Origin of the sequence: Massilia pseudoviolaceinigra (assembly GCF_030846505.1) — a bacterium.
GTDB lineage: Bacteria > Pseudomonadota > Gammaproteobacteria > Burkholderiales > Burkholderiaceae_D > Telluria_A > Telluria_A violaceinigra.
In genome coordinates this window covers 62,393-88,189 of sequence record NZ_JAVCWL010000010.1, presented here as the reverse complement: position 1 = coordinate 88,189, position 25,797 = coordinate 62,393, and the positions used below count along the sequence as shown (strand labels likewise).

Annotated in this window: 23 protein-coding genes; 13 read left to right on the top strand and 10 right to left on the bottom strand. The window is 65.7% G+C overall.

Translation table 11 applies throughout. The annotated features are described in order from the left end of the window. Nucleotides 1–82 precede the first annotated feature (82 nt). From RBA40_RS11805 to RBA40_RS11790, 4 genes are all read right to left on the bottom strand, one after another. A complete protein-coding gene (locus RBA40_RS11805; RefSeq protein WP_306648061.1) occupies nt 83–1,375 on the bottom strand; it encodes an MFS transporter in 1,293 nt (430 codons plus the stop codon). 5 nt (nt 1,376–1,380) lie between these two features. Next, the gene (locus tag RBA40_RS11800; protein ID WP_306623181.1) at nt 1,381–1,827 is read right to left on the bottom strand and encodes a MarR family winged helix-turn-helix transcriptional regulator; all 447 of its coding nucleotides are present in this window, start codon (nt 1,825–1,827) and stop codon (nt 1,381–1,383) included. A 142-nt stretch (nt 1,828–1,969) separates the two neighbouring features. Next, complete coding sequence (locus RBA40_RS11795; protein WP_306648060.1) at nt 1,970–3,343, bottom strand: DEAD/DEAH box helicase; 1,374 nt, start codon at nt 3,341–3,343, stop codon at nt 1,970–1,972. Between the two features lie 246 nt (nt 3,344–3,589). After that, on the bottom strand, nt 3,590–4,369 hold the full coding sequence (locus RBA40_RS11790) for an inositol monophosphatase family protein (RefSeq protein WP_099880942.1): 780 nt from the start codon (nt 4,367–4,369) through the stop codon (nt 3,590–3,592). Between the two features lie 178 nt (nt 4,370–4,547). Here RBA40_RS11790 and RBA40_RS11785 point away from each other — a divergent pair, with 178 nt between their 5' ends. Beyond that, nucleotides 4,548–5,309, top strand: coding sequence for an RNA methyltransferase (locus RBA40_RS11785; protein ID WP_306648059.1), 762 nt, complete (start codon nt 4,548–4,550; stop codon nt 5,307–5,309). Between the two features lie 11 nt (nt 5,310–5,320). Further along, the gene (locus RBA40_RS11780; RefSeq protein ID WP_306648058.1) at nt 5,321–5,749 is read left to right on the top strand and encodes a DUF3592 domain-containing protein; all 429 of its coding nucleotides are present in this window, start codon (nt 5,321–5,323) and stop codon (nt 5,747–5,749) included. Nucleotides 5,750–5,764: 15 nt separating this feature from the next. On the opposite strand, the gene RBA40_RS11775 is transcribed toward RBA40_RS11780, so the two are convergent. Beyond that, nucleotides 5,765–6,463 carry a DUF8198 family protein gene (locus RBA40_RS11775; RefSeq protein ID WP_306648057.1) on the bottom strand — a complete coding sequence of 233 codons (699 nt, stop codon included), beginning with the start codon at nt 6,461–6,463 and terminating at the stop codon, nt 5,765–5,767. A gap of 104 nt (nt 6,464–6,567) precedes the next feature. On the opposite strand from RBA40_RS11775, the gene RBA40_RS11770 reads away from it, so the two are divergent. The 6 genes from RBA40_RS11770 (at nt 6,568) to RBA40_RS11745 (ending at nt 15,566) form a co-directional block, all read left to right on the top strand. Next, nucleotides 6,568–7,089, top strand: a complete 522-nt coding sequence (locus RBA40_RS11770; protein ID WP_306648056.1) for a hypothetical protein — start codon at nt 6,568–6,570, stop codon at nt 7,087–7,089. Beyond that, nucleotides 7,086–8,705, top strand: coding sequence for a GMC family oxidoreductase (locus RBA40_RS11765; protein ID WP_306648055.1), 1,620 nt, complete (start codon nt 7,086–7,088; stop codon nt 8,703–8,705). Before RBA40_RS11770 ends, RBA40_RS11765 begins: the two co-directional genes overlap by 4 nt. Then, nucleotides 8,702–9,652 (top strand): esterase/lipase family protein, encoded by a 951-nt coding sequence (locus tag RBA40_RS11760; protein WP_306648054.1) that lies wholly within the window; start codon nt 8,702–8,704, stop codon nt 9,650–9,652. The genes RBA40_RS11765 and RBA40_RS11760 overlap by 4 nt, the downstream gene beginning before the upstream one ends. Before the next feature lie 283 nt (nt 9,653–9,935). Then, nucleotides 9,936–13,622: an EAL domain-containing protein gene (locus tag RBA40_RS11755; protein WP_306648053.1), complete on the top strand. Its 3,687-nt coding sequence runs from the start codon at nt 9,936–9,938 to the stop codon at nt 13,620–13,622. A gap of 97 nt (nt 13,623–13,719) precedes the next feature. After that, a complete protein-coding gene (locus RBA40_RS11750; protein WP_306648052.1) occupies nt 13,720–14,928 on the top strand; it encodes a GAF domain-containing sensor histidine kinase in 1,209 nt (402 codons plus the stop codon). Next, complete coding sequence (locus tag RBA40_RS11745; protein WP_306648051.1) at nt 14,925–15,566, top strand: hypothetical protein; 642 nt, start codon at nt 14,925–14,927, stop codon at nt 15,564–15,566. Before RBA40_RS11750 ends, RBA40_RS11745 begins: the two co-directional genes overlap by 4 nt. A 4-nt stretch (nt 15,567–15,570) precedes the next feature. Here RBA40_RS11745 and RBA40_RS11740 read toward each other — a convergent pair whose 3' ends face one another. Further along, nucleotides 15,571–16,287, bottom strand: coding sequence for a hypothetical protein (locus tag RBA40_RS11740; RefSeq protein WP_306648050.1), 717 nt, complete (start codon nt 16,285–16,287; stop codon nt 15,571–15,573). A gap of 239 nt (nt 16,288–16,526) precedes the next feature. Between RBA40_RS11740 and RBA40_RS11735 the strand changes: the two genes are divergently transcribed. From RBA40_RS11735 to RBA40_RS11720, 4 genes are all read left to right on the top strand, one after another. Continuing rightward, complete coding sequence (locus RBA40_RS11735; protein WP_306648049.1) at nt 16,527–17,072, top strand: phasin family protein; 546 nt, start codon at nt 16,527–16,529, stop codon at nt 17,070–17,072. A gap of 88 nt (nt 17,073–17,160) precedes the next feature. Further along, the gene (locus RBA40_RS11730) at nt 17,161–17,826 is read left to right on the top strand and encodes a TetR/AcrR family transcriptional regulator (protein ID WP_054263370.1); all 666 of its coding nucleotides are present in this window, start codon (nt 17,161–17,163) and stop codon (nt 17,824–17,826) included. 13 nt (nt 17,827–17,839) lie between these two features. Continuing rightward, entirely contained in the window at nt 17,840–18,379 is a 540-nt protein-coding gene (locus RBA40_RS11725) for an LOG family protein (RefSeq protein ID WP_306648048.1), read from the top strand. 15 nt (nt 18,380–18,394) lie between these two features. After that, nucleotides 18,395–19,237: a DMT family transporter gene (locus RBA40_RS11720; RefSeq protein ID WP_306648047.1), complete on the top strand. Its 843-nt coding sequence runs from the start codon at nt 18,395–18,397 to the stop codon at nt 19,235–19,237. 127 nt (nt 19,238–19,364) lie between these two features. Here the strand turns inward: RBA40_RS11720 and RBA40_RS11715 are convergent, their stop codons facing one another. From RBA40_RS11715 to RBA40_RS11700, 4 genes are all read right to left on the bottom strand, one after another. Continuing rightward, entirely contained in the window at nt 19,365–19,562 is a 198-nt protein-coding gene (locus RBA40_RS11715; RefSeq protein ID WP_306648046.1) for a hypothetical protein, read from the bottom strand. Nucleotides 19,563–19,648: 86 nt separating this feature from the next. Next, nucleotides 19,649–22,354, bottom strand: coding sequence for a bifunctional diguanylate cyclase/phosphodiesterase (locus RBA40_RS11710; RefSeq protein WP_306648045.1), 2,706 nt, complete (start codon nt 22,352–22,354; stop codon nt 19,649–19,651). Nucleotides 22,355–22,356: 2 nt separating this feature from the next. Then, nucleotides 22,357–22,800: a type 2 periplasmic-binding domain-containing protein gene (locus RBA40_RS11705; RefSeq protein ID WP_306648044.1), complete on the bottom strand. Its 444-nt coding sequence runs from the start codon at nt 22,798–22,800 to the stop codon at nt 22,357–22,359. Between the two features lie 10 nt (nt 22,801–22,810). Then, nucleotides 22,811–24,073 (bottom strand): hypothetical protein, encoded by a 1,263-nt coding sequence (locus tag RBA40_RS11700; protein ID WP_306648043.1) that lies wholly within the window; start codon nt 24,071–24,073, stop codon nt 22,811–22,813. 353 nt (nt 24,074–24,426) lie between these two features. Between RBA40_RS11700 and RBA40_RS11695 the strand changes: the two genes are divergently transcribed. Then, nucleotides 24,427–25,797 (top strand): family 43 glycosylhydrolase, encoded by a 1,371-nt coding sequence (locus RBA40_RS11695; protein WP_306648042.1) that lies wholly within the window; start codon nt 24,427–24,429, stop codon nt 25,795–25,797.

Sequence of the window (25,797 nt, the reverse complement as noted above, 5' to 3'; positions counted from 1 at the left end):
CAAAGGCATGTATGCGCGATTGAGTCTGCCTCTTTTAATTTAGAGTGTTGTAAAAATGGAGGTCATGCCAAGGTCGCTTGCTTCAGGCTTGTGCCGGCGGTGACGGTTTGTCGGACACCGTGCTCATCGGTGTGAACAGCCAGGCGAGCAGCGCCGTTCCCATCAGGAAGAGTCCCGCTCCACCAAACAATTGCGCCAGCGACATGTGTTGCAGCAGCCACCCCGTCAGCGCCGCCGACAGCGGCGCCACGCCCATGAAGATGAACATGAAGATGCTCATCGCCCGCCCCAGCATGGCGCGCGGCACGCGCTGCTGCAGCCAGCTGAAAACAGCCACCTGCATGTAGCCGCCCAGCACGCCGATCACCAGCATCAGCCCGGCCGCCTGCCAGGTCGCCGCCACCAGGCCCAGCGGGATGAGCAGCAGCCCGACCAGCACGTCGACCAGCAGCACGGTGGTGCCGAAATTGCGCACCCGGAACTTGCCCAGCACGCCGCCGAGCGCCATCCCGGCCAGGCTGCCGGCCCCGTGCACGCCCATGATCAGCCCCAGCGCCGAGGCCCCGTGCAGCACGCTGCCGGCCAGCACCGGCAGCGCCACCTGCATGGTGCCGCCCACCACGAACGCACACAGGCCCCAGTACAGCATGCAGGTGCGCAGCGCCGTGTCGTTCCAGACCATGGCAATGCCGGCGCCGACCGCGCGCAGCACCGGTTCGGGCGACCCTGCCGGCGCCACATGCAAGGCGCGCACCTTCGATAAAGTCCAGGTCGCCACCAGGAAGCTGAGGGCATCCAGGGCGAACGCGACCCCGATGCCGGTGACCGCGCCCGGGGCGCGGGTGTTGGCGCTGCCATCGCCGAACAGCGCGAACAGCAGGCCCGCCAGCAGCGGCCCGGCCAGCATGGTCAGCTGGCGCACGCCCATCATGATGGCGTTGGCCATCGGCAGCTGGGCCGGCGCCACCACGGTGGGCAGCATCGAGGTGCCCGCCGGAATGCTGAAGGCCGAGGCGAAGCCGATCAGCACACCCAGCGTGCACACCACCGGCAAGCTGATCCGGTTGGCGAAGACGATCGTGGCCAGCAGGGCCAGCAGGGCGGCGTTGACGAACCTGGTGATTATCAGCACCGACCTGGGCGAGTAGCGGTCCACCAGCGCGCCGCCCAGCAGGATAAAGATGGCGCGCGGTATGCTCATCATCGCGATCACCAGGCCCATCTTGAGCGGAACGCCGGTGCTTACCAGCACCAGCCAGGGCAGGGCGATCAGGGTGAACTGGTCGCCCAGCGAGGTGATGACGGCGCCGCCCATGGTCCAGCGGAAGTCCGGTTCGCGCAGCAGGGCGGCGCGCTCGCTTTGTCGGTCGTTCATACAGGCTAGCTGTTGCTCAGGTTGATGCCGGCGATCTGGCCCAGGATGGCCGACATCGCTTCGAGCTGGTCCGGCGCGAACGGGCGCAGCGCTTCCCGGCTGATCAGGTCGACGACATCGCTGGCATGGAGCGCCAGTTCCTTGCCGCTGGCGGTGATGACGGCAAAGCCGACGCGGGCGTCGCGCGGATCGGCTTCGCGCGTGACCAGGCCGATTTTCTCCAGCGGCAGCAGGCTGCGCGTGATGCCGGACGCGGTCAGTCCCAGGCGCTCGGCCAGATCGACCCGGCGCAGGCGTCCGCCCGGCGCCCGGCTCAGGTGATTGAGGATCTGGAAGTCGGAAAAGCTGATGCCGTGATGCCCGCCCAGCGAGTTGTCGAAACGGCGCAGCAGGGCCGCGTTGGCGCGCGCCATGCGCAGGCAGAGTTCGGCGTGGGAGTTCAATTCGTTCATTGCGTTATCCTTTATAAATGCGGTATAGATGTTTGAGTACGCAAGTATATACGCTTTTAAGACGTGTGGGCACAAATGTGCGCCCATCATTGCGGATGGGCGAATCTGTGGCCACGCGCGCCGGCGCGAGCCGGGGGATTACTTAGCGGCCGCGGCCGCCCGAGCGGTGCGGCGCGGCAGGACGCGGACCGCGCGCGCCGGCAGTGCCGCCACCGCCGCCGCCGCCGGCGCTGCGTGGCTTGGCCGGAGCACGGCCACCGCCGCCGCCGACCTTGACCACCTGGCCGCCGCCGGAGCGGCCACCGCGGCCGCCATGGCCTGGCGCACCGCTACGCAGTTGCACAGGCTGTGCGCGTGCGGTCGGGTCCGGCTCGAAACCGGCGATGATCTGACGCGGCAGGGTCTGCTTGATCAGCTTCTCGATATCCTTGAGCATGTCGTGCTCGTCCACGCAGACCAGCGACACGGCTTCGCCGGTGGCGCCGGCGCGGCCGGTACGGCCGATGCGGTGCACATAGTCTTCAGGAATGTTCGGCAAGTCGTAGTTGACCACGTGCGGCAACTGGTCGATATCGATACCGCGCGCGGCGATATCGGTCGCAACCAGCACCTGCAGGGCGCCATCCTTGAATTCCGACAGCGCCTTGGTGCGCGCCGACTGGCTCTTGTTGCCGTGGATCGCCATCGCGCCGATGCCGTCGGCGCCGAGCTGTTCGACCAGCTTGTTGGCGCCGTGCTTGGTGCGGGTAAATACCAGCACCTGGGTCCATTTGTTCGACTTGATCAGGTGCGAGAGCATCGGATGTTTCTTGTCGCGGTCGACCGGGTGGATCTTCTGGGCGATCACTTCCACCGTCGAATTGCGGCGCGCCACTTCGATCATGGCGGGCTTGTTCAGCAAGCCATCGGCCAGGGCCTTGATCTCTTCCGAGAAGGTGGCCGAGAACAGCAGGTTCTGGCGCTTGGCCGGCAGGGCCGCCAGCACTTTCTTGATGTCGCGGATGAAACCCATGTCGAGCATGCGGTCCGCTTCGTCCAGGATCAGGATTTCGACCTTCGACAGGTCGACCGTGCGCTGTTCCATGTGGTCCAGCAGGCGGCCCGGGGTGGCCACCAGGATGTCGACGCCGTGCTTGAGCTGCTTGATCTGCGGATTGATGCCGACGCCACCGAAGATGACGGCCGAATTGAGCTGGGTGTACTTGCCGTACACGCGCACGCTTTCCTCGACCTGGGCCGCCAGTTCGCGGGTCGGGGTCAGGATCAGCGCGCGCACCGAGCGGGTCGACGTTTTGCTCCCCAGGGCCGCGCCGATGGCGTCGGTCGAGAGACGGTTCAGGATCGGCAGGGTGAAACCGGCGGTCTTGCCGGTGCCCGTCTGTGCGCCCGCCAGCAGGTCGCCGCCGTTCAGCACGGCGGGAATCGCCTGGGTCTGGATCGGGGTCGGGACGGTGTAACCGTGTTCGGTTACGGCACGAACGATAGCATCGGACAGGCCGAGTTTAGAAAATGACATGATAACTTTATGGTGGAGATCGGCCCGTCGCTCATTGCAGAAAGCGCCAGTCGCAGGCAATCAATATTAGAAAATCGTGGTGGCAAAGGCACTGGAAACGGAGCCACCCGACATTGCAGCATACACAGCGATGCTAAATTTAACAGAAATCAGTTTCGCTGTGGAAATTTCACGTGCGGCTTGTTAAGCCTGGCGGAGGGAAAGCGGAGGCCGGACAAGGCCTCCAGTACAGCGTACTACAGTATTTTACGCGAAAGGCGCCAACAGCGTGACCATCTGGCCGAAGACCTTGGGGCTGGCGGCGATGATGTCGCCCTTGTGCAGGTAGGCCGATTCGCCGTTGAACTCGCCGACGATGCCGCCCGCTTCCGTCACCAGCAGCGAGCCGGCGGCGATATCCCAGGCTTTCAAGCCCTTTTCGTAGAAGCCGTCGCTGCGCCCGGCGGCCACGTTGGCCAGTTCCAGCGCGGCCGAACCGGCGCTGCGCACGGCCTGGCAACGCTCGGCGACGACGCCGTACATCTTCATGTATTCCGCCAGGGCGCGCGGGCCGGCGCCGTGACCGGAGCACAGCAGGGTATTGGCCAGGCGGTCGTGCTTGGTGACGCGGATACGCTTGTCGTTCAGGTAGGCGCCGGCGCCCTTGCTGGCGGTGTACAGGTCATTGCGCACCGGATCGTAGATGACGGCCTGCGTGACGATGCCGCGCTGGGCCAGCGCGATCGAGACGCAATAGTTGGGGTAGCCGTGCATGAAATTGGTGGTGCCATCGATCGGGTCGATGATCCAGGCGAATTCACTCTCGTCGTTCAGATTGGCGGATGCACCCGATTCCTCGGCCAGGATCGCATGGTCGGGATAAGCTTTAAGCAAGGTTTCGATGATCGCCTGTTCGGCCGCCTGATCGACATCGGTGACGAAATCGTTGTGTTGTTTTTCAGTAACACTGATCCGGTCGACGTCGAAGGACGCGCGCTGGATCACGGTGGCGGCGCGGCGAGCTGCCTTGATCGCCGTATTGAGCATTGGGTGCATGTAGAGCTTCCGTTAAAAGAACGCTAACGCCCACGGCGCCCCCTTGGGCGCAGCGAACGGTAGTGAACAAGAATGAATTAAAGAGCGGTGCGGCGGCGAACTGGTTAAAATCGCGGGCTGGTCAGCCCTGTTTTTAACGATCCGCTACTGCGCGATAGCGCTATTTTAAATGAACACGCCCGAAATCAACACGTCTGTTTTCAAACGCCTCCGATTTGTCCTGGTCGAGACCAGCCGCGCCGGCAATATCGGCGCGGTCGCGCGCGCCATCAAAACGATGGGCTTCGGCGACCTGGTACTGGTCAATCCGCGCTTTCCCGACGCCTTGCAGGACCCGGAAGCGGTGGCCTTCGCCAGCGGCGCCCAGGATGTGCTGGAAGGCGCGCGCATCGTCGGCAGCATCGGCGAAGCCCTGGAAGGGTGCAACTTTGCCGCCGCCGTCTCGGCCCGGCTGCGCGAATTCTCGCCCCCGGTGTGGACCCCGCGCGATGTTGCCGGCCATGTGGCGGGGCAGGGCGAGCTGTCGGCCGCGCTCATTTTCGGCAACGAGCGCTTTGGTTTGCCCAACCAGATCGTCGAGCAGTGCAATGTGCTGATCAATATCCCGGCCAATCCCGATTATTCCTCGCTCAACCTGGCCCAGGCGGCCCAGGTGCTGGCCTACGAATGCCGGGTGGCCGGCATGGCGAATGAGAACGGCGAAGCGGCGCCGAGCGCGATCGGTTTTCATGGCGACGCGGCCAGCCTGGAACAGATCGAGGGCATGTACGCGCACCTGGAGCAGGCCCTGGTGGCCATCGATTTTCTCGATGCCGACAATCCCAAAAAGCTCATGCCGCGCCTGAAACGCCTGTTTTCGCGCACCCAGCTGGAAACCGAGGAAGTAAACATCCTGCGCGGGATCGCGCGCCATATTCTCAAGGCGCGCTGATAGATAATCCCATGATCAATGGCATCGTGCCCGCCATCGTCGGGATTGTTATCGCTGGCGCCGGTATCGCACTTCTGTTCAAGAGCCGGGCTACCTCGCACTGGCGCCTGGCCGCCGGCACGGTCGTCGAGGTCGCGATCGAGACGCGCAGCGGCGATATTGGCAGCAGCCCGAATACGGTTTTGTATAGTCCCAAGCTACACTACAAGTACGTCTTCAACGGCGTGATACACCGCGGTTCGCGCATCCTGGGTGAGAAAGTGTCTAGCCGCGCGAGTGCTGCCGCGTCCGGGCGGCAGTACATTGCAGGCCAGTCCATCGACGTGTTCGTCGACGAGCGGCGTCCTCACAGGCATGCGCTCGAGCGCGGCATGAAACACCAGTACTGGCTGCTCGTCGTTATTGGCGTTTTCTGGATCGGCCTGGCGCTCCAGTTGTAGCTCGCCCTTGCACGCCTAGAACACATCGAAAGGCTCCCGGCGCCCGCTGTAAATATGCCCCATGGCGCGCCGTTCGCGCCCGACGATGGTCTCGACGAACTGGGCCGGCTTTTTCATCTTCTTGAACGTGGTGAAGCCGCGTTCGAGGAATTGATGCAGGTCGGTCACGCCGGCCAGCTTGGCCGGCCCGCGCATCACCGACAGGGTCAGCGAGAGCAGGGGAATGCGCACCAGCGCGCACAGCGAATCGCCCAGCTGCTGCACCAGGTCGAGCTGACGCGCGCGTTCTTCGGGCGCGGTGGCGCTGCGGTAGGCCAGCAGGTAGGCGCCTTCGTCGAATTCGGCCCCCAGCACCCGCGCCATGGCCGTATCGAGCTGTTCGGTGAGGGCGTCGAGCGCGATCGCGCCCGTGATCGTATGCAGCGATTCGTACGGCAGCAGCCGTTGCAGGCTCGGAACGATGCGTTCGAGGTCGGCCTCGCGCCGCTCCAGGTCGTGCGCGCCATAGATATCGTTGAGGAAAAAAGCGGCGGCGTCGCGCGTGTCGGGCGCGGCCAGCAGGTCGGGGTGGGTGGCGGCCAGGCGGGCTGACTGGTAGCGCTTGACGGCCGTGCGCGCCGCCTGCAGGGCCGGATCGCGCCGTGCCAGCGCGCGCCCGGCCGCCAGCTGGCGCAGGTGCTGTTCGAGTTCGGCGGCCAGTTTGTCTTTATTCATTCGCTTTGTACCAGAAACGTCTAGACGGTTCACTCTAGTTTGTTGGATTTTATGCCATTCCCTTTGGCGTACACTACCCCAAAAATAGCATGGAAAACAAAGACATGGAGACCAAACGCAGAACCTTTCTCAAGGTTGGCGCGCTGGCCGCGCTGACCCTGGCGGCAGGCGGCGGCATTTATCGCTACACCCATCCCTCGCCGCTGGGCCGTTTCGTCCTCGACGGCGAAGCCAAGGCCGCCATCGACGCCATCGTGCCGGCCATGCTGGCCGGGGCGCTGCCGGCCGACCCGCTCGCGCGTCTGGCCGCCGTGACGGCCACCACCGCGCGCGTGCACCAGGCCATCCTCGGCCTGCCGCTGGCCGCGCAAAAGGAAGTCCAGGACCTGTTCGGACTGCTCTCGCTGGCGCCCGCGCGGCGCCTGCTGGCGGGCGTGTCGGGCGGCTGGGCCGGCGCCAGCGTCGAGCAGGTCGGCGTGTTTCTGCACGACTGGCGCTTTCACCGCCTCGGCATGCTGCAAAGCGCCTACCACGCGCTGCATGACCTGATCATCGGTTCCTGGTATGCCGAGCCGTCCAGCTGGGCCGGCATCGGCTATCCCGGCCCGATGAAGGAGCTGGCATGAGCAGCCCGATCCCCGATCCCATCGCGGCCGGCATCGCGGCCGGCTGGAACGTCATCGACGGCGCCAGCCTGGCCGCCGACCGCACCATCGAGGCTGACGTGGTCATCATCGGCAGCGGCGCCGGGGGCGGCGTGAGCGCCGAGATCCTGGCGCTGGCCGGGCTGAAAGTCGTCATCGTGGAGGAGGGCGCGCTCAAGTCCTCGAAGGACTTCAAGATGCGCGAAGCGGATGCCTATCCCGCGCTGTACCAGGAATCGGCCGCGCGCAAGACGCGCGACAAGGCCATCAACATCCTGCAGGGCCGTACCGTGGGCGGCTCGACCACCGTCAACTGGACGTCGAGCTTTCGCACCCCGAAGCCGACCCTGGACTACTGGCAGAAGAATTTCGGCCTGGCCAGCTACACGCCGGAGCTGCTGGCGCCCTGGTTCGACATGATGGAAGCGCGCCTGTCGGTGGGCGACTGGCAGGCCCCGCCCAACGAAAACAACGATTTGCTCAAGCGCGGTGCGGCGCGCCTGAACATCGCGACCGGCGCCATCCGGCGCAACGTGAAGGGTTGCTGGAACCTGGGCTACTGCGGCATGGGCTGCCCGACCAACGCCAAGCAGTCGATGCTGGTCACCACCATCCCGTCGGCGCTCAGCCACGGCGCCACCCTGGTCACCCATGCGCGCGCCCAGCGCCTGGTGTTCAAGGGCGACGCGGTCGACAGCCTGCTGTGCGAAGCGATGGATGCGACCGGGCTGGCCGCCACCGGGCGCGTGCTCGCGCTGCGGGCGAAGCACTTCATCGTGGCCGGCGGGGCGATCAATTCGCCAGCCTTGCTGCTGCGCTCGCGCGCGCCCAATCCTCACGGGCTGCTCGGCAGGCGCACCTTTTTGCATCCGACCGTGATCTCGGCCGGCATCTTCGCGCAGCGCGTGGACGGCTATGCCGGCGCCCCGCAGACCATCTATTCCGACCACTTCCTCGAGACCGGCCCGGTCGACGGGCCGATCGGCTACAAGCTCGAAGCGCCGCCCCTGCATCCGCTGCTGCTGTCGACCACCATGGCCGGCTACGGCCAGGCCCATACCGACACCATGCGCCAGTTCCCGCACGTGCAGGCCGTGCTGGCGCTGCTGCGCGACGGTTTCCATGCCGACGCGCCGGGCGGCAGCGTTGGCCTGACGCGCGAAGGCGCCGCGCTGCTCGATTATCCGATCAGCGACTTTCTGTGGGACGGCGTGCGGCGCGCCATGCTGTCGATGGCCGAAATCCAGTTCGCCGCCGGTGCCGCCAGCGTGCAGCCGGTGCACGAACTGGCCGAACGCTATACCAGCTGGGAGGCCGCCAAAAAAGGCATCGCCGCGCTGCCGATGCGGGAGCACATCACGCGCATCGTCTCGGCCCACGTGATGGGCGGCTGCACCATGTCCGACGACGAGCGGCGCGGGGTGGTGGGCGCGAATGGCCGCTACCACGGCGTGCGCAATCTGTCGGTGCACGACGGCTCGCTGTTCCCGACCGCGATCGGCGCCAATCCCCAGTTGTCGATCTATGCCGTGAGCGCGCGCCTGGCGAGCGACCTGGCGCGCGAACTGACCGGCAAGCCGGCCCCGCGGGTGGCATGAATGTGACGCTGAGCACGCGCGCCATGCTGCGCTGGCTGCTGCTGGTGCAGGCCGCGGCGGCGTGCGCCATCGCGCTGGCGGCGATGCGCTACGGCGGCGTGGCCTCGCCCTGGCTGGCACTGGCCTGCGGGCTGGGCGCCGTGCTGCTGGTGCGCCTGCTGATCACGGCCAACAATTTCGTCCTGACGGCGCGCTTTGCCAGCGCCACGCCGGCGCCGTTCCGGATCGGTCCCGGCGCCATGCTGCGCCTGTTCGCCGAAGAATTCATGGCGACCATGCTGCAATCGTCGTGGTTCATGGCGCACGCGGTGGCGCGCCAGCGCATTCATGCCGGCAGTACGGCACCGCCGGTGCTGCTGCTGCACGGTTACGGCTGCAACAGCGGCTACTGGGCGCACCTGACCAGGCAGCTCGACGCGGCGCGCATCAGCCACGCCTCGCTCGACCTGGAGCCGGTCCTGGCCGGTATAGACGACTTCGTGCCGCTGGTGCAGCACGCCGCCGACGCGCTGTGCGAAGCGAGCGGCGCGCAGCGCGTCATCATCGTGGCGCACAGCATGGGCGGGCTGGTGGCGCGCGCCTATCTGCGCGCCCACGGCAGCGCGCGCGTGGCCCATGTCTTCACGCTCGGCACGCCGCACCACGGCACCAGCCTGGCCAGCAAGGGCGTGGGCGTGAACGCCAGCCAGATGCGGCGCCAGGCCAGCGGCGAGGCGCCCGAAAGCGCCTGGCTGCGCGCCCTGGGCGCCAGTGAAAGCGCGGCCACGCGCGCCCTCATCACCTCTTTCTACACCCACCACGACAATATCGTGGCCCCGCAAACCTCCAGCGTGCTCGAAGGCGCGCGCAATATCGCCTTCGGCGGCGTGGGCCACGTGGCGCTGTGCCGAAACCGCCGCGTGCTGGACCGCCTCATGGATGAAATTGGCAAGCTATCAACACGCTAGATAATCTTTAGCAACATCGGCAAAAGGCGTGATAGAGTCATTGTGAAATTGAGTGTCATGGACAATCCGATTTCTTGCTCGATAGTATTGGTGAGATTCTTGTTTTCATTGCATTGCCGAGCCGGATTTTGTCGCCGAATAGCGACTGCTTGCGTCGCTGTCCCGGTGATAACGTTGCGCACAATTGCCTATCGGCGTGCGGATGTGTCAGGATGCAACAGACGAGCTCAAAATGCGATTCCACCAGTTGCACGAGTACCGGTTTTAACCCAGGAGCGCAACAGTGTCCGCACGCATCCTTATCATCGAAGACAACCCCACCAATATGGAGTTGATGGTGTATTTGCTGAAGGCATTCGGCTACACGCCATTGACGGCGTACGACGGCGTGAGCGGCGTCGATACCGCGCGCGAGGCGATTCCCGATCTGATCATTTGCGATGTGCACCTGCCGCGCCTGGACGGCTACGGCGTGGTCGCGGCGCTCAAGGGCGACCCGGCACTGGCCGCCATTCCCGTGCTGGCGGTCACCGCGCTGGCCATGGTGGGCGACCGCGAACGCTTGCTCGAAGCAGGGTTCGACGGCTACATCGGCAAACCGATCGAGCCAGACACTTTTGTCGGCCAGCTGGAAAGCTTTCTGCCGCTGCAGGCGCCGTCGGAACTGGTGAGCACGCCCGAGGCTGCCCCTGCCGAGCCGGCCGGCGTGCCGGCCAGGCCGCATGGCGCCGGGCAGGCCACGATCCTGATCGTCGACGACCATGTGCTCAACCGCGAATTTCTGATGACCCTGCTCGGCTACGGCGGCTACCGCCTGATCGAGGCCGCCGACGGGGTCGAGGGACTCAAGATGGTGTACGCCGAGTGTCCCGACCTGATCATCTCCGACATCCTCATGCCGAACATGGATGGCTACGAGTTCGTCATGCACCTGCGCAAAGACCCGGCCGTGGCCGGACTGCCGGTGATCTTTTACACGGCCACCTACCGCGAGCGCGAAGCGAACAAGATGGCGCTGGCCTGCGGCGTGCGCTGGGTGCTGCCCAAGCCGTCGGACCCGGACGTGATCCTGCGCACCGTGCACGAAGCGCTCGGCACCACCGATCCGGTGCTGCTGCCCGCGTTTTCCGCGCCGCCCGCCGAACCGAACCGCATGCTGTTGATCGATAACACCATGGCCGAGTACCTGGTCGAAGTCGAGTCGAGCAGCAGCCAGGTGTTGTCGCGCATCGCCAGCCACGGCATGCCCGAGCCCTCGTACGACCTGTCGCAGATGACCGACCGGCTCTCCAGTTCCCTGTCGAGCCTGCAGGCGGTGAGCCTGCGCCTGACCGCCCTGATCGAGCTGGGGATCGAACTCGGGGCCGAGCGCGACCCGACCGCGCTGCTCGGCATCGGCTGCCGCGTGGCGCAAAACATCTGCGTGTCCAAATATGCCTGCATCGGAGTGCTCGATGAAGGCGCCGACGAACTGAGTTACTTTTCCTCGTGCGGCGAAAACCGCGTGGCGCGGGTGGTGGCGGCCACCCCGCGCGCCGGGGTGCTGGCCACCTTGCTCGACCAGTGCGTGCCGGTGCGCATGGACGGCGTCGACGGCGATCCGCGCTCGATCGGCCTGCCGCAGGGACACCCGCCCGTGCACTCCTTCCTGGGCGTGCCGATCGCCGCGCGCGAGCGCGTGCACGGCTGGCTGTACCTGGTCGACAAACTCGGCGCCGACGGCTTTTCGGAAGTCGACGAGCGCGTGGCGGTGACGGTCAGCGCGCAGATCGCGGTGGCCTACGAAAACCTGCTGCTGTACGAAGAGATCAAGCGCCACCATGCCCAGCTGACGGCCGACATGACGGCGCGCATCCGCCTCGATGAAGACCTGCGGCGCTTTCGCACCGCGATGGACGCCACGGCCGACGCGATTTTCCTGATCGACCGCTCCGGCATGGCTTTTGTGGACGTCAACGCCACCGCCTGCCGCATGCTCGGCTTCGAGCGTGAAGATTTCCTGGCGCTGCCGGCGCCGGCCCTGCCGGGCGAGGATGCGAACGACAAGCTGCGCCTGAAAGACCTGTACGACCGCATGCTGTCGGGCGACCAGTCGGGCGCCATGACCGAAATGCTGGTGCAGCGCAAGGATGGCTCGACCCTGTCGGTCGAAGTGCAGCGCCGCACGCTGCGCTCCGGTTCGAGCTGGATCCTGGTGGCGGTGGCGCGCGATATCACCGAGCGCAAGGAATCCGAACTGCGCCTGCTGAAACTGGCCCACTTCGATACCCTGACCGGACTGCCGAACCGCAGCCAGTTCTATGCCTCGCTCACGCGCGCGCTGGAGCAGGCCGCCGAACACCGCTGGGCGGTGGGGGTGCTGTTTCTCGACATCGACCGCTTCAAGACCATCAACGACACGCTCGGCCACCCGATCGGCGACGAGCTGCTGCGCCAGTTCGCCAGCCGCCTGGTCGATTCGCTGCGCGTGCGCGACACCATCGGGCGCTTCGGCGGCGACGAATTCGCCGCCATCCTGATGCTGCCGGAAGGCCCACAGACGGCCATCGCGGTGGTCGACAAGATCCGCGAGAGCCTGCGCCGTCCGTTCGACCTGGAAGGGCACGAAGCGACGGTCACGGCCAGCATCGGCATCACCGTGTATCCGGACGACGGGTTGGACGCCGACACCCTCATCAAATACGCCGACACGGCCATGTACCGCGCCAAGGAAGCCGGACGCGATGCGTTCCGCTTCTTCACGGCGGAGATGAACGCGCAATCGCTGGCGCGCCTGGACCTGGAAAACGCGCTGCGGCGCGCCATCGACAATGGCGAATTCGTGCTGTATTACCAGCCCAAGGTGCACATCGGGTCGGGCCGCATCAGCGGAGCCGAAGCGCTGATCCGCTGGAAGCGGCCGGGCCACGGCATGGTTTCGCCCGGCCTGTTCATCCCGATCCTGGAAGAGACGGGCCTGATCGTGCGGGTCGGCACCTGGGTGCTCAACGAAGCGTGCCGCAAGATCAGCGAATGGGGCAAGACCAAGACCGGGCCGGTGCACCTGTCGGTGAACGTGTCGGGCATCCAGTTTTTCGTCGGCGGGCTGGAACAGGAAGTGCTCAATGCGATCAAGGTGCACGACATCGCGCCCGAACTGCTCGAACTCGAACTGACCGAAAGCTCGCTGATGTCGAACGCGGAAGACACCATCACGGTGCTGCGCAACCTCAAGGCGCTGGGGATCCAGATTTCGATCGACGATTTCGGCACCGGCTATTCGAGCCTGGCGTACCTGAAGCGCTTCCCGATCGACAAGCTGAAGATCGACATCGCATTCGTGCGCGAAGTGACCAGCAACCCGGACGACGCGGCCATCGTGCTGGCCATCATCAACATGGCGCACAGCCTGAAACTGCAGGTGATCGCCGAGGGCGTGGAAAAGGATGCCCAGCTCGCTTACCTGCGCCGCCACGGCTGCGACGAGATGCAGGGCTATTACTTCAGCCGCCCGCTGCCGGAAGATGAATTCGAACAGATGCTCAGCGACGGCAAGTACCTGATGCCGCCGCTCGACGAATCCCTGCTCAACCAGCAGACCCTGCTCATCGTCGACGACGACGCCTTCATGCTCGACGTGCTGTCGGATTTCCTGGCGCAGGACGGCTACCGCATCCTGACGGCGCAAACGGCGGCCGAAGGCTTCGACATCCTGGCGCGCCACAAGGTGCAGGTGATCCTGTGCGACCAGTGCATGCCGCTCATGAGCGGGACCGAATTCATGGAACGGGTCAAGAACCTGTGTCCGGATACCTTCCGCATCATGCTGTCGGCGTATTCGGACCTGACCCCGATCATGGCGGCGATTAACCATGGCGCGATCGACCGCTTCTACACCAAGCCGTGGAAGGGCGCGGTGCTGCGCGAGAATATCCGCGAGGGTTTCCGCCTGCACCACCAGATGCACGGGCACGGGCGCCAGGCCGCGTGACAGAGGCGGCACGCCAGCCTGCCTGAAAATCTCCCGCACCCGGAACGCATGATACGATTGCGGTTCGTTCAACCCGGTTTTCGCGCAAGAGAGTTTGATGCAAACAGAGCTAGCTGCCGACATCGCCGCCATTGAGGCGATTTCATCAGTTCCCACGATCCTCGAAGCGGTCGCCGCGATCACGGGGCTGCGCTTTGTCTGCATCGCGCGCGTGACGGCCGAATCGTGGACCACCTGCGCCGTGCTCGACCGGCTCGGTTTCGGCCTCAAGGTCGGCGACGGCCTCGATGTGGCCACCACCCTGTGCGAAGAAGTGCGCGACACGGGCCGCCCCGTCATCATCGACAATGTCAGCCAGGATGCGCGCTACCGCGACCACCATACGCCGCGCATCTACGGTTTCCAGAGCTATATCTCGCTGCCGATCCAGCGCCCGGACGGCAGCTATTTCGGCACCTTGTGCGGGCTCGATCCGCTGCCGGCGAACCTGTCGAACACGGCCACCGTGGCCAGCATGGGCCTGTTCGCCCAGCTCATTTCCAAGCACCTCGAAACCGAACTGAAACTGAACGAATCGCACTCCGCGCTGCTGAGCGAACGCGATACCTCGGAGCTGCGCGAGCAGTTCATTGCCGTGCTGGGACACGACCTGCGCACGCCGCTGTCGTCGATCCTGCTCGGCGCCGAACTGCTCAAGCGCGAGCCGCTCAGCGCGCAGGCAACGGGCGTGCTCGAACGCATGCGCCGCAGCGCACTGCGCATCTCGGCCCTGGTCAACGATGTCATGGATTTCACACGCGGGCGCATGGGCGGCGGCATCGCGCTCAGTTTGCAAAACGAAACCGGCCTGCGGCAGTCGCTCGAGCAGGTGGTGGCCGAGCTGCAGGGCGCGTATCCGGAACACCGCATCCTGGCCGAGGTCGACCTGCCGGGCGAGGTGGTGTGCGACGGTGGGCGCATCCAGCAATTGCTGTCGAACCTGCTCAAGAACGCGCTGGTGCACGGTGCGCGCGAGGAGCCGGTGCTGGTGCGGGCCCTGGTGCATGCCGGCGAGCTGGAGATTTCCGTGCTCAACGGCGGCCCGGCCATCGCGCCGGCCACCATCGACCAGTTGTTCAAGCCGTTCTGGCGCGCCTCCGGCCACGCCGCCAGCGAGGGCCTGGGACTGGGCTTGTTCATCGTCGCCGAAATCGCCCGTTCGCACGGCGGCACGCTGGAAGTGACGTCCGATCACGGCGCCACGCGCTTTACGTTCCGCATGCGCGCCGGCGAGCCGGCCGAGCGGAGCGGGGCCGCGCGCGCATGAGGGCGGCGCTGCTGACGATGCTGCTGCTGGCCGCGGCAGGGGCCCGGGCGGGCGCGCAAACGCGCGCGCTGGCCGAGGCCGAGCTCAAGTCCTTCCATGCCTACTACCAGAAGCGATTTCCCGACAATCACAGTGCGCCGCCGGCGTTCGCGGTCACGCGCGCGAGCGCCACGGCGCCGTGGCAGGTGACGGCCACGGTGCGCACGGCGCCGCGGCGCGGGCTCAAGCTGCTGTGCCGGATGCAGCGCATCGACTTTGCCTATGCGCCCGAGACGGGCGAGTGGAGCGGCGGCGAACGCGCGCGCCAGTTCGTCTGGCTCGAGCGCGCCAGCGGCTGCGCGGTGCCGGCCAGGCCGGTGGAGCTGTTGCAGCGCATGCCGGATACGGAACTGGTCGGCGTGCTGGCGCAGCAGGGCAAGCTGCTGGACAAGGCCCGCCTTCTGCTGGCCGGCAACACCGGCTGCGCGCGCCAGCGCTCGGCGCCGTTCGAGCTGCATGCGATCGATGTCGGCACGACCGGCGAGGGCAGCGAAGAAATGGTGGCGCTGGTGTACCGCAGCGCGCGCGATGGCGACGCCACCATCTGGGCGCGCCGCACCGGCGCCGATTACGACGCGTGGAACGCGAGCTGCCGCTGACAGGTCACAGCGGCACGTCTTGCGTGACGTCGAACTTGCACTCGATGCGGTGCTGTTTCGCGCCGCACAGCTCCGGATTGAAGCGTGGGTAGAGCCCCGGCTTGCCTTGACTGGTCATGGAACGCTGGATCGCCTCAAGGGTGCAGGCGTCCCGCAGCTTGCCGTCGGCTTTGGCGGCGTACGCGGCGTTGAAACGGAACGTGCCGGCGAGGCTGATGCGCTGCGTTTTGGGCACGCTGGCCGGCAGCGTCTGGAAGCGGGTGATGTCGAGCACCAGCCGGGCTTGCGGATCCTGCTCGGCCAGCGCATAAAACTGTCCGTAGGCGCTACCGGTGTAGTCTTCCAGCGTCTCGTTGGCGTCATTCCTGATGCGGTAAAAGCCGCCCGACGCGCCGGCCGTGCCGGGCTTGGGAAACTGGTAGCTTCCCGGCGCGATCGGCAGCTCCACCAGTCCGGTCGATATGTCGTGCGCCCTGCCGATGCTGGCCGCATGCATGCCCAGGCCCAGGCTGACCGTGCCGGGCGTCGATCCCAGGCTGGCGACGCTCACCTTCTTGCCGCTGGCGCTGAAGGCGGTGGCGCCGTCGATGATGCAGCTCATCGTGCTGGCTGCCCCGGGGGCGGCGTCCTTCGGTTCATTGGCGCTGGCCTGGGCGACCTGTTCCTGGCATCCGGCCAGCGCGGCGGCGAGCATGCACCATCCCATCAAGTTCCTGTTCAATCGATCGTCTCCATGTCGGTCAACGCCTGTGAAGGCCGTGCGGGTGGCCAGTTGCGTCATGGCTATTTTATACACCGTCACGCTGGCCGGGGCCGGGTTTCAATGCCGGCTTTCAGGTGGCAGGATACAATTAATACAGACTGGATTTTGCCACCCGCGCTTTAGATAGCGTTCTCTAGACTAGCTCACTAAAATGGGCTGCATCGATCCCCACCCCCACCCATCAACGGAGTTGCACAATGGAAAAAAAGCTCAAGCCGCAAACGATCGACGAGGACACCCAGCTCACCGACACCGTCCGCAGTTCTGCGCATCAGGTCTGGCAGGCCGGCCTCGGCGCTTTTGCCAAGGCGCAGCAGGAGGGAAGCCGGGTCTTCAGCAAACTGGTCGAGGAAGGTAACGACCTGCAAAAACGCACCCGCTCGATGGCCGAGGAAAAGGCGGGCACCGTGGCGGAGGCCGCTGCCGGCGTGGCCGACGCCGCTGTCGGCATGGCCGACCTTGTGGGCCGGCAGGCGTCCGGCTCGTGGGACAAAATGGAGCAGGTGTTCGAGGACCGCGTCATGCGCGCACTGGTTACCATGGGCGTGCCAACCCAGAAGGAAGTCCAGGCGCTTGCCTTGAAGGTCGAGGAACTGAGCCAGCTTGTGGAAGAACTGCGCGCCAAAGCCGCGACGACGGCGCCCAAGAAGGCGGCCAAGCCAACTGCCAAGGCGGCGGCGGCGCGGGCGCGCAAGCGCGCCGTCAAGAAAACGCCGGCGCCGGAGGGCGGGAAGGGCGCGTGACCGTACGCCAGGGTATCGTCATTGACCCTGTGAATACACCCATGTTCGGTGTTATGCTTGCGTGAGAAAAAACACCGACCGCCCCGCCATGCTACAGAAAGCTCCACGCCGCACCCGAGAACGCATCCTGGAATTGTCGTTGCGGCTGTTTAACGAGTTCGGCGAGCCGAATATCACGACCACGGTGATTGCCGAGGAGATGAATATCTCCCCGGGCAATCTCTACTACCACTTCCGCAACAAGGACGACATCGTCAACTCGATCTTCGTGCAGTTCGAAGCCGAGATCGAGCGCATCCTGACGGTGCCGGACGGGCGCCGCTCGAACATCGAGGACGTGTGGATTTACCTGCACCTGATGTTTGAGCTGATCTGGCGCTACCGCTTCTTCTACCGCGACCTGAACGACCTGCTTTCGCGTAACCGCAAGCTCGAACTGCATTTCAAGCTGATCCTGGCGCACAAGATCAAGGTCGCCAAGGAACTGTGCGAAGACCTGCGCAGCGAGAAGTCGCTCGAAGCGTCGGACGCCGACATCAATGCCATGGCCACCAACATGGTGGTGGTGGCCACCTACTGGCTGTCGTACGAATACGTGCTCAATCCGCGCAAGTACTCGGAGCAGCAGGCCATGTCGGATGCGCTGGCGCGCGGCTGCTATCAGGTGCTCTCGCAGATCGGCCCGTACCTGCGCGGCGACACGCATCTGCTGTTCCAGAAGCTGTCCGAGGAATACCTCAAAAAACTCAAATAAGAAGCAGGAACCAATGAAGTCAATCGCAGTCTATTGCGGCGCCTCGTACGGCGTCTTGCCGCTGTACGCGGAGGCGGCGCGCGCCATGGGACGCGCGCTGGTAGGGCAGGGTATCGGCCTCGTTTATGGCGGCGGCAAGGTGGGCCTGATGGGCGTCATCGCCGACGAAGTGCTGCGCCTGGGCGGCGAGGCGGTCGGCGTGATTCCGCAGGCGCTGGTCGAACGCGAACTGGCCCATGGCGGCCTGACCAAGCTGTTCATCGTGCGCGACATGCATGAACGCAAAGCCATGATGGCCGAGCTGTCGGACGGCTTCATCGCCATGCCCGGCGGGATGGGCACGCTCGAAGAACTGTTCGAAATGCTGACCTGGTCGCAGCTCGGCATCCACCGCAAGCCGGTCGGCGTGCTCAATGCCGGCGGCTTCTACGACCTGCTGGCGGCCTTTGTCGCGCATCAGCATCGCCAAGCCTTCGTGCGCGAGGAGCATGCGCGCCTGATGATGGTGGAATCCGAGCCCGAGGCGCTGCTGGCGCGCTTGCTGGCCCGCTAGCGGCCAGCTCCGATCATGTCCGGCGCGACCGTGCTGGTGGTGCTGCTCGCGGCCGTGCTGCACGCGAGCTGGAATGCGCTGGTCAAGGCAGGCCCCGATAAACTTCTGAGCACGGTGCTGGTCGCCGCCGGCGCCGGCGCGCTGGCCACGCTGGTGCTGCCGTTCGTGGCGCTGCCGGCGGCGGCCAGCTGGCCGTGGCTGGCCGGGTCGGTGTGCTGCCACGTGGCGTCCTACCGACTGGTTGCCGCCGCTTATGCGCATGGCGACATGGGGCACGCCTATCCCCTGATGCGCGGCAGCGCGCCCTTGCTGGTGGCGCTGGCGGGCGTGACGCTGCACGGCGAGTCGCTCAGATGGCTGCAGTATGGCGCGATTGCGCTCATCTGCGGCGGCGTACTGGCGATGAGCCTTCAGGGGCGCGCCGGCACCACCGCGGCCGCGCGCCGCGCCACCTCGTTCGCCTTGCTCAATGCCGTGCTGATCGCGTGTTACACCCTGATCGACGGCACCGGCGTGCGTCTGTCCGGCGCTCCGGTCGCCTACACCTTGTGGCTGTTCGCGCTGACGGCATGCCTGCTCTTGGTGGCGCTCGCGGGCAAGCGCCATGCGCTGCTTGCCTACGGACGGCAGTATTGGAAGACCGGCCTGCTGGGCGGCTTCGGCACCATGGCGTCGTATGGGCTGGCCTTGTGGGCGATGACCATGGCACCGGTGGCCGTGGTTGCCGCGCTGCGCGAAACGTCGATCCTGTTCGCGGCGATCATCGCGCGCGTGTTCCTGCGCGAGCAGCTTGGCCTGCATCGCCTGTGCGCCGTCGGTTTGATTGCGGCAGGCGCGGTAACCATGCGCTTTGCGTGACGGCGCCTGGTACGGCAGTCACGTGATGCTTTCCGGTTCGGATGAACACGGACGCAGCCGAACTAAAACGGCTTCGATGACGGCCTGTTCCGAAGGCGGATACTTCCCGGTTTTTTCAGTCGGATCATCACTGCGCTGTTTCTCGCCGCACCTCTTCGATGGCAGCTTTCATGCGGCGCCGGACCCCTGCCCAGTTGTCGCGCATCATCTCAGCAGCGCTATCAGGGACGTGAAACCGGCTGTAATTGTTGTAATCGCCGTAATCGCTGTTGTGGCGCAAGGAAAAGACGACCGGAAATGCCTTGAGTATTTTCGAGAGCATCAAGAACCTCCCACCAGGAAATGAACACGAACACGTTGACCGCTTCTGATTCGACCTGTTCGCGTCGCATGTAGTTCAACCGGATGGCTTCAGGCGGCATCGGCTTGCGGTGGAAACAGGCTGGGTCCGGGGAGGGCGCAACCGGCCCGCATGCGCGCCTGTTCAGCCAGCAGCGCCGCGATCTGGGCCGCCGGCACCGGGCGGCTGAACAGGTAGCCCTGCATTTCATCGCAGTCGTTATCGCGCAAAAAAGTGCACTGCTGCTCGGTCTCGACCCCTTCGGCGATGACGCGCAGGTTCAGCTTGTGGCCGAGCGAAATCACGGCCATCGCGATGGCCTGGTCGTCGGTATTGTCGGCCAGCTCGCGCACGAAGGATTTGTCGATTTTCAGGCTGCTGATGGGGAAGGACTTGAGCGCCGACAGGCTCGAATAACCGGTGCCGAAGTCGTCGATCGACAGCGACAGTCCCATTGCCTCGAGCTCGCGCATCTTGCCGACCGACTGCGCCAGGTCGCGCATGATCAGGCTTTCCGTCACTTCCAGTTCCAGCGCGCCCGGGGCCAGGGCGCTCTCGCGCAGGGCCGCAGCGACCCGTTCGACCAGGCGCTTTTCCTCGAACTGGCGCGGCGAGACATTGACCGACATCGTGATCGGCGCCAGGCCCGCATCCTGCCACGCCTTGTTCTGGCGGCAGGCCGTGTGCAGCACCCAGTCGCCGATGGCGACAATCAGGCCGCTTTCCTCGGCCAGGCCGATGAAACGCAGCGGCGAGACCACGCCGTGCTCCGGATGCTCCCAGCGGATCAGCGCCTCGACGCCGAAAATGAGGCCGCTGCGCAGGTCCACCTTGGGCTGGTACAGCAGGTGGAACTGGCCTTCGTCGAGGGCGCCGCGCAAGCCTTCGAGCAGCACCAGTTTTTCTTCCACGCTGGCGTTCATCTCGCGCGCGTAGAACTGGAAGTTGTTGTTGCCCATCTCCTTGGCGCGGTACATGGCGGCGTCGGCGTTCATCATCAGCGTGTTCGGATCGGCGCCGTCGCGCGGGTACATCACCACGCCCATGCTGCAGCTGACCTGCACTTCCTGGCCCTCCAGCAGCACCGGCTCGGTGACCGCCTGGCGGATCTTTTCGAGGATCGGGGCGACCGCCATCGGATTGTCGGCCTGGTCGGGCAGGATGATGATGAATTCGTCGCCCCCGAAGCGGCCCAGGGTATCTTCGCGCCGCACGCAGGCGCTCATGCGCGCGCCGACCACCTTGAGCAGTTCGTCGCCGGCGTTGTGACCGAGTCCGTCGTTGACCAGCTTGAAGCCATCGAGGTCGATGAAGGCCACCGCCACGCAGCGCCCGCGCCGCTGCGCCTGCAGGATGGCCTGGTCGAGGCGGTCGCGGATCAGGCTGCGGTTGGGCAGGCCGGTCAGTTCATCGTGGTGCGCCATGTGGCGGATGCGTTCCTCGGCCACCTTGCGCTCGGTGATGTCGCGCACGATCGCCACCACGCCGTCTTCGACCGCCACCACCTGGCGGTGCAGCCAGCAGGTGCGCCCGCCGCTCAATTCGGCCAGCCATTCGGCTTCGTGCACGCCGCCGACCAGGGTGACCTTGATCAGGTCCTCGAAGATGCCGTTGTCGCGGAAGGCCGGCAGCATGGCCGACAGACGCAGGCCGCGCAGGCTCGGTTTGTCCATGCCGGCCAGCTTTTCGGCGCGCGTGTTGGTGGCCTCGATGACGAAGTCGGCGATCGTGCCGTCGTCGGCACTGATGCTGCGCATGACGAAAAAGGCGTCCAGGCTCGCTTCCGAGGCGGCGGCATAGGTCTCCTGGGCGCGGCGGATGCGGCGCCGCGTGCGCGTGAGCTGCCACGACCACCCGCACACCAGCGTGACGATGATGACCAGCAGCGCGCTGCCGCTGCCGGCCACCCACAGGTAGTTGCGGCGCTGCTGCTCGAAGGCGGCCATCGATTCGTGTTCGGACAGGCCGACCAGCGCGGTCAGCGAAAAGCCGTGCAGGCGGCGCACGCTGGTGTAGCGGCGCACGCCGTCCCAGTCGCTGGCGACGACCTGGCCGGCGCCAGCCTCGCGCGGCACGTGCGGCGCGCGCAGGCCCCATACCACCTTGTCGCCGATGCGCAGGGCACGGAACACGCCATCGGTTCCGTATAGCCCGAGCGCACCCGACTCGCCCAGGCGCGAACGCTCGTAGCCGCTGGTGAAGTAGGCCGGGTCGACTTCGACGATGGCCACGCCGGCGAAGCGGCCATCCTTGTCGTTCAGGCGCCGCGTGAAGTGCAGGTGCCAGTCGGGATTGGCGCTGTCGCGCAGGGTCTGGCTGACGAAAGGGGTGCCGGTGTCGCTGTCGCTGTCGCGGTGAAAGGCAAAGTAGCTCTGGGACGAGACGTTGATCTCGCGCGCTGGCGGATTGCTGGCCACGACCATGCCGCCGCGGTCGGCGATGCTGACCACGAACACCAGGCCCGACGGCAGCAAGCCTTGCTGGTTCAGGGCCGGCAGGGCGCCGGCCGTGCCGTTCAGCTCGACCGCGTACTTGAGCACCTTGAGGGTCTGGTCGATGCTGCCCAGGTTGCGCTGCATCTGCGCTTCGTAGGTGTCGATCAGTTCCTGGCTCGAGTCGCGCGCGGCGTCGCGCGCGGCGCTGCGTTCGATGCCGATGAAGTGGTCGGTCGCCATCCAGATGATCACCAGCAGCAGCATGGCGAACAGCGGCAGCGAGATGTGGGTCTCCTGTGCGAGCCCGAGCAGGCGCGTGAAGCGGGCGCGCGTGCCGCTCATGCTCAGCGCACCACCAGCACGGCCTTGACGCTGTGATCGAGCGCCGCCTTGTCGATGTAGCCGATCAGTGCCGGGTTATCGGCCACCATGCGGCGCACGGCGGCGCTGTCGCCGGCTTCCTGCGGCGGCTGGCCGCGCCCCGTGAAGATCATCTTGGTCCAGTAAGCCTTCAGCAGCGCCGGGGTCTTGGCCGTGACGCGCGCATAGAACTCGTCGCGCAGGCCGGTGCCGATGCGCTGGTCGAGCGCCACCGCTTCGGCGCCGTCGGGGAAGGTGCCGACCTGGCCGAGGAAGATGTCGGCCACCTGCTCGGCGCGCATGCTGGCGACCTGGCTTTTGGCCGAGACGATCACCACCAGTTCGGTGGCGGCCGCGTGCAGCGGCTGCAGCGCCATGAGCGGGAGGGCGCAGGCGGCCAGCAGGCGGTGTGGAAAAGGGGTGTACATGCCGGCGCCCTCAGAACACGAAGTCGAGCACCGCGCTCGCGAGGTTGACGCGCGGGCGGGCGCTGAAGCCCGGCTGCACGTTGAACAGGGTACCGCGCGAGTGCTCGCCCGGCCGCACCCGGTCGTACTGGAGCTTGAGAGCGATATTGCGGCGCACGTCCCAGCGCACGCCGGCGCTGGCGGTGGTCTGGGCCGGCACGCTCATCAACAGGTAGTTCAACCCTGCATTGAGCCGCGCAGCCCGCGCGGCCAGTGCCGGCGGCAGGCCTTCGAGCGGCAGGCCTGGGTCGCGCGTCGGGCTTTTGGCCTTGGCGCCGGCGAAGGCGATGTAGGGTGTGAACGCGCCGAAGCGGTAACCGGCGCTGGAATACAAGGTAATCGACTTGCCGAAAAAGGAATGGGTGGTAAAGCGTCCGATTTCGGCCATGGCGAACCAGTTGCCCGGATCGTAGGTGGCGCCAAGGGTCAGGGCGTTGAAGCGCTTGCGATCGACTTCATATTGACGTGCCAGGGATTCGCCGCGCGGGCCGAATTGGCGCAGGCCGTCGAACAGGTACTCGGCCAGGTCGATCGTCACCTCGCTGCTGAAGGCGCTGATACGCCCGCTCAGGGCGCCGTGTTCCGCCGTGGTCGATACGCCGGTCAGCTTGCGCGACCTGACCTCGTTGTCGGCCAACAGAGACAGGGTGGTGCTGCCCGTGAATGCCTGGCTGACGAACTTGACGTCATGCGCGCGCCAGCGGTAGCTGACATCGATCCCGTCGCTGTTACTGATCGGGACGGCGCCGTAGACCTCGACCGGGGTACGCGCCCATGGGTAGGCGTAGCCGATCTTGCGGTAGTCGGCCGCCAGGAAGATCGGCAGCCCGATGCGCCCGATGCGCACTGCCAGGTCGGGCGTGGCCTGGTACCTGATGTTGGCCCATTCGACGATGGGACGGTAGCTGCGGTCGAGCCGTTGTTCGGTAATCACCTGCACAACGCCGGACCACTGCTTGTTGACGGTGACGCCGAGTTGCGCGCCGAGACGGCTGTCCACATGCGGACTCCAGGCATCGGTGTAGCCGGCGCCGGTGGCCTTGAGCACGCTGGAGCTGAAGTCGGCCTGGCGGTTGTCGGAGTGGCTCACCGCAGCCGTGCCGAAGCCGCCGAACGTCCATTTCACGGCATCCCCATCGGCCGCGCGCGCCTCGACGCTGGCCAGCAGCACGACGCCCAGGGCGCAGGCGCGCGTGGCGACAACATGGGCAGGGCGTGGGTAAAACTTGTGCATGAATAAAGTCCGGTGGTGCATGCCTTGCGGAGGCGCAGCACGGTGCTGCGCGCAAGCGGGCGGGCCAGGTGCGGGAGTGGTCGGTTCATCATGCTGGCGGAAGCGGGGCCAGCGCGGGGTTCAGACTCGACTTTATAGAGCAGGGTGGCGCTTGTCGATAATTATCCTGCCGGACGTAATCGTCCTGATAACTTGTGGTGTGGAAATGCAACATTCGGTGAGAATTGACTTTCGCAGCGATGGCGGGCGATACCGAAACGATGATCGCGCGGTGCCAAAAAGTCATTGGCCGGCGCGCGCCGGGCGGCCTACCCTGCATTGGCAGGACAACCACATAACAAGATCGGAGACCCATGTTAAAACCACCACTGACGGCGCTGTGCCTCGCCCTTGCCGCCGCCCCGGCGGCGGCCATCGAACTGGCTGGCGTCAAGAACGCCCACGACCCTGGCACCATCACCAAGGACGGCGACACGTACTTCAACTTCACCACCAGCGACGAGGGCATCTGGCACTCGACCTCGAAAGACCTGGTGACCTGGTCGGCGCAGAGCAAACCGGTGTTTTCCACCTACCCGGCCTGGATCGCCAACAAGATTCCCGGTTTCAAGGGGTCGATCTGGGCGCCCGATGTGATCCACATGAACGGCTACTACTATCTGTACTACTCGGTGTCGCAATGGGGCACGACCACCTCGGCGATCGGCGTGGCGCGTTCGGCGTCGCTGAAAAATCCGGCGTGGACCGACCTTGGCATCGTGGTCGAATCGTTCGGCGGGCACACCGAAATCAACGCCATCGACCCGGCGCTGTTCCGCGACCATGACGGCAAGGTATATATGTCGTACGGTTCGTTCTTCGGCGGGATCGGGGTGGCGCAGATCGACCAGGCCAGCGGCAAGCTGGCCGGCAGCGTGACCAAGGTGCTCGGCGGCGGGCATCAGGATATCGAGGCGCCGTACATCACGCGCAATGGCGGCTACTATTACCTGTTCGTCAACCGCGGCACCTGCTGCAAGTGGGCGGACAGCACCTATTACGTGGAAGTGCTGCGTTCGACCAGCATCACCGGGCCGTATTCGGGCGCGCGCACCATTCTTCCCGTCAGCGACGGCAAGTACCGGGGGCCGGGCCACGTGGCGGTGCTCAAGCAGGATGGCTGCAATTTCGTCTCGACGCACTATTACGACCTGAGTGACGGAGGAAAAGCCAAACTGGATATCCTCAAGATGACGTACGGCGGCGGCTGGCCGGCCATGACGCGCAATTTCACCAGCTTTGCCGGCTGCGGCGGCATCAGCGACGGCGCCTACGCGGTCAAGTCGCGCGCCAGCGGCAAGGTGCTGACGGTGGCCGGCGCCGCCACCGCCAACGGCGCGATGGTGCAGCAGGGGGCCGACAGCGGCGCGAAGCACCAGTGGTGGTATGTGATCGGGCAGGGCGATGGGTATTACAGCATCATCAACGCGGGCAGCTTGCGCAGCCTGGATAACTATGGCAATTCCACCACCGCCGGCACGCCCATCGCGCAGTGGGATTACTGGGCCGGCGGCGGGCAGAAATGGCGCTTTGCCAGTCCGGCGGCAGGCTGGCACACGGTGAGCAACCAGTTGAGCGGCATGGCGCTCGATGTCAAGGGCGGCAGCACGCAGGAGAATGCGGCCATCATCCAGAACCCGCTCAATAACGCCGCCAGCGAGCAGTGGGCGCTGCAGCGGCGCTAG

Bases quoted from the DNA above. Each gene is read 5' to 3' on its own strand.
- RBA40_RS11710 (WP_306648045.1), bottom strand. From the start codon at position 22,354: ATGAGCGGCACGCGCGCCCGCTTCACGCGCCTGCTCGGGCTCGCACAG.
- RBA40_RS11760 (WP_306648054.1), top strand. From the start codon at position 8,702: ATGAATGTGACGCTGAGCACGCGCGCCATGCTGCGCTGGCTGCTGCTG.
- RBA40_RS11770 (WP_306648056.1), top strand. From the start codon at position 6,568: ATGGAGACCAAACGCAGAACCTTTCTCAAGGTTGGCGCGCTGGCCGCG.
- RBA40_RS11805 (WP_306648061.1), bottom strand. From the start codon at position 1,375: ATGAACGACCGACAAAGCGAGCGCGCCGCCCTGCTGCGCGAACCGGAC.
- RBA40_RS11785 (WP_306648059.1), top strand. From the start codon at position 4,548: ATGAACACGCCCGAAATCAACACGTCTGTTTTCAAACGCCTCCGATTT.
- RBA40_RS11695 (WP_306648042.1), top strand. From the start codon at position 24,427: ATGTTAAAACCACCACTGACGGCGCTGTGCCTCGCCCTTGCCGCCGCC.
- RBA40_RS11795 (WP_306648060.1), bottom strand. From the start codon at position 3,343: ATGTCATTTTCTAAACTCGGCCTGTCCGATGCTATCGTTCGTGCCGTA.
- RBA40_RS11800 (WP_306623181.1), bottom strand. From the start codon at position 1,827: ATGAACGAATTGAACTCCCACGCCGAACTCTGCCTGCGCATGGCGCGC.
- RBA40_RS11775 (WP_306648057.1), bottom strand. From the start codon at position 6,463: ATGAATAAAGACAAACTGGCCGCCGAACTCGAACAGCACCTGCGCCAG.
- RBA40_RS11780 (WP_306648058.1), top strand. From the start codon at position 5,321: ATGATCAATGGCATCGTGCCCGCCATCGTCGGGATTGTTATCGCTGGC.
- RBA40_RS11745 (WP_306648051.1), top strand. From the start codon at position 14,925: ATGAGGGCGGCGCTGCTGACGATGCTGCTGCTGGCCGCGGCAGGGGCC.
- RBA40_RS11750 (WP_306648052.1), top strand. From the start codon at position 13,720: ATGCAAACAGAGCTAGCTGCCGACATCGCCGCCATTGAGGCGATTTCA.
- RBA40_RS11790 (WP_099880942.1), bottom strand. From the start codon at position 4,369: ATGCTCAATACGGCGATCAAGGCAGCTCGCCGCGCCGCCACCGTGATC.
- RBA40_RS11735 (WP_306648049.1), top strand. From the start codon at position 16,527: ATGGAAAAAAAGCTCAAGCCGCAAACGATCGACGAGGACACCCAGCTC.
- RBA40_RS11765 (WP_306648055.1), top strand. From the start codon at position 7,086: ATGAGCAGCCCGATCCCCGATCCCATCGCGGCCGGCATCGCGGCCGGC.
- RBA40_RS11725 (WP_306648048.1), top strand. From the start codon at position 17,840: ATGAAGTCAATCGCAGTCTATTGCGGCGCCTCGTACGGCGTCTTGCCG.
- RBA40_RS11730 (WP_054263370.1), top strand. From the start codon at position 17,161: ATGCTACAGAAAGCTCCACGCCGCACCCGAGAACGCATCCTGGAATTG.
- RBA40_RS11720 (WP_306648047.1), top strand. From the start codon at position 18,395: ATGTCCGGCGCGACCGTGCTGGTGGTGCTGCTCGCGGCCGTGCTGCAC.
- RBA40_RS11705 (WP_306648044.1), bottom strand. From the start codon at position 22,800: ATGTACACCCCTTTTCCACACCGCCTGCTGGCCGCCTGCGCCCTCCCG.
- RBA40_RS11700 (WP_306648043.1), bottom strand. From the start codon at position 24,073: ATGCACAAGTTTTACCCACGCCCTGCCCATGTTGTCGCCACGCGCGCC.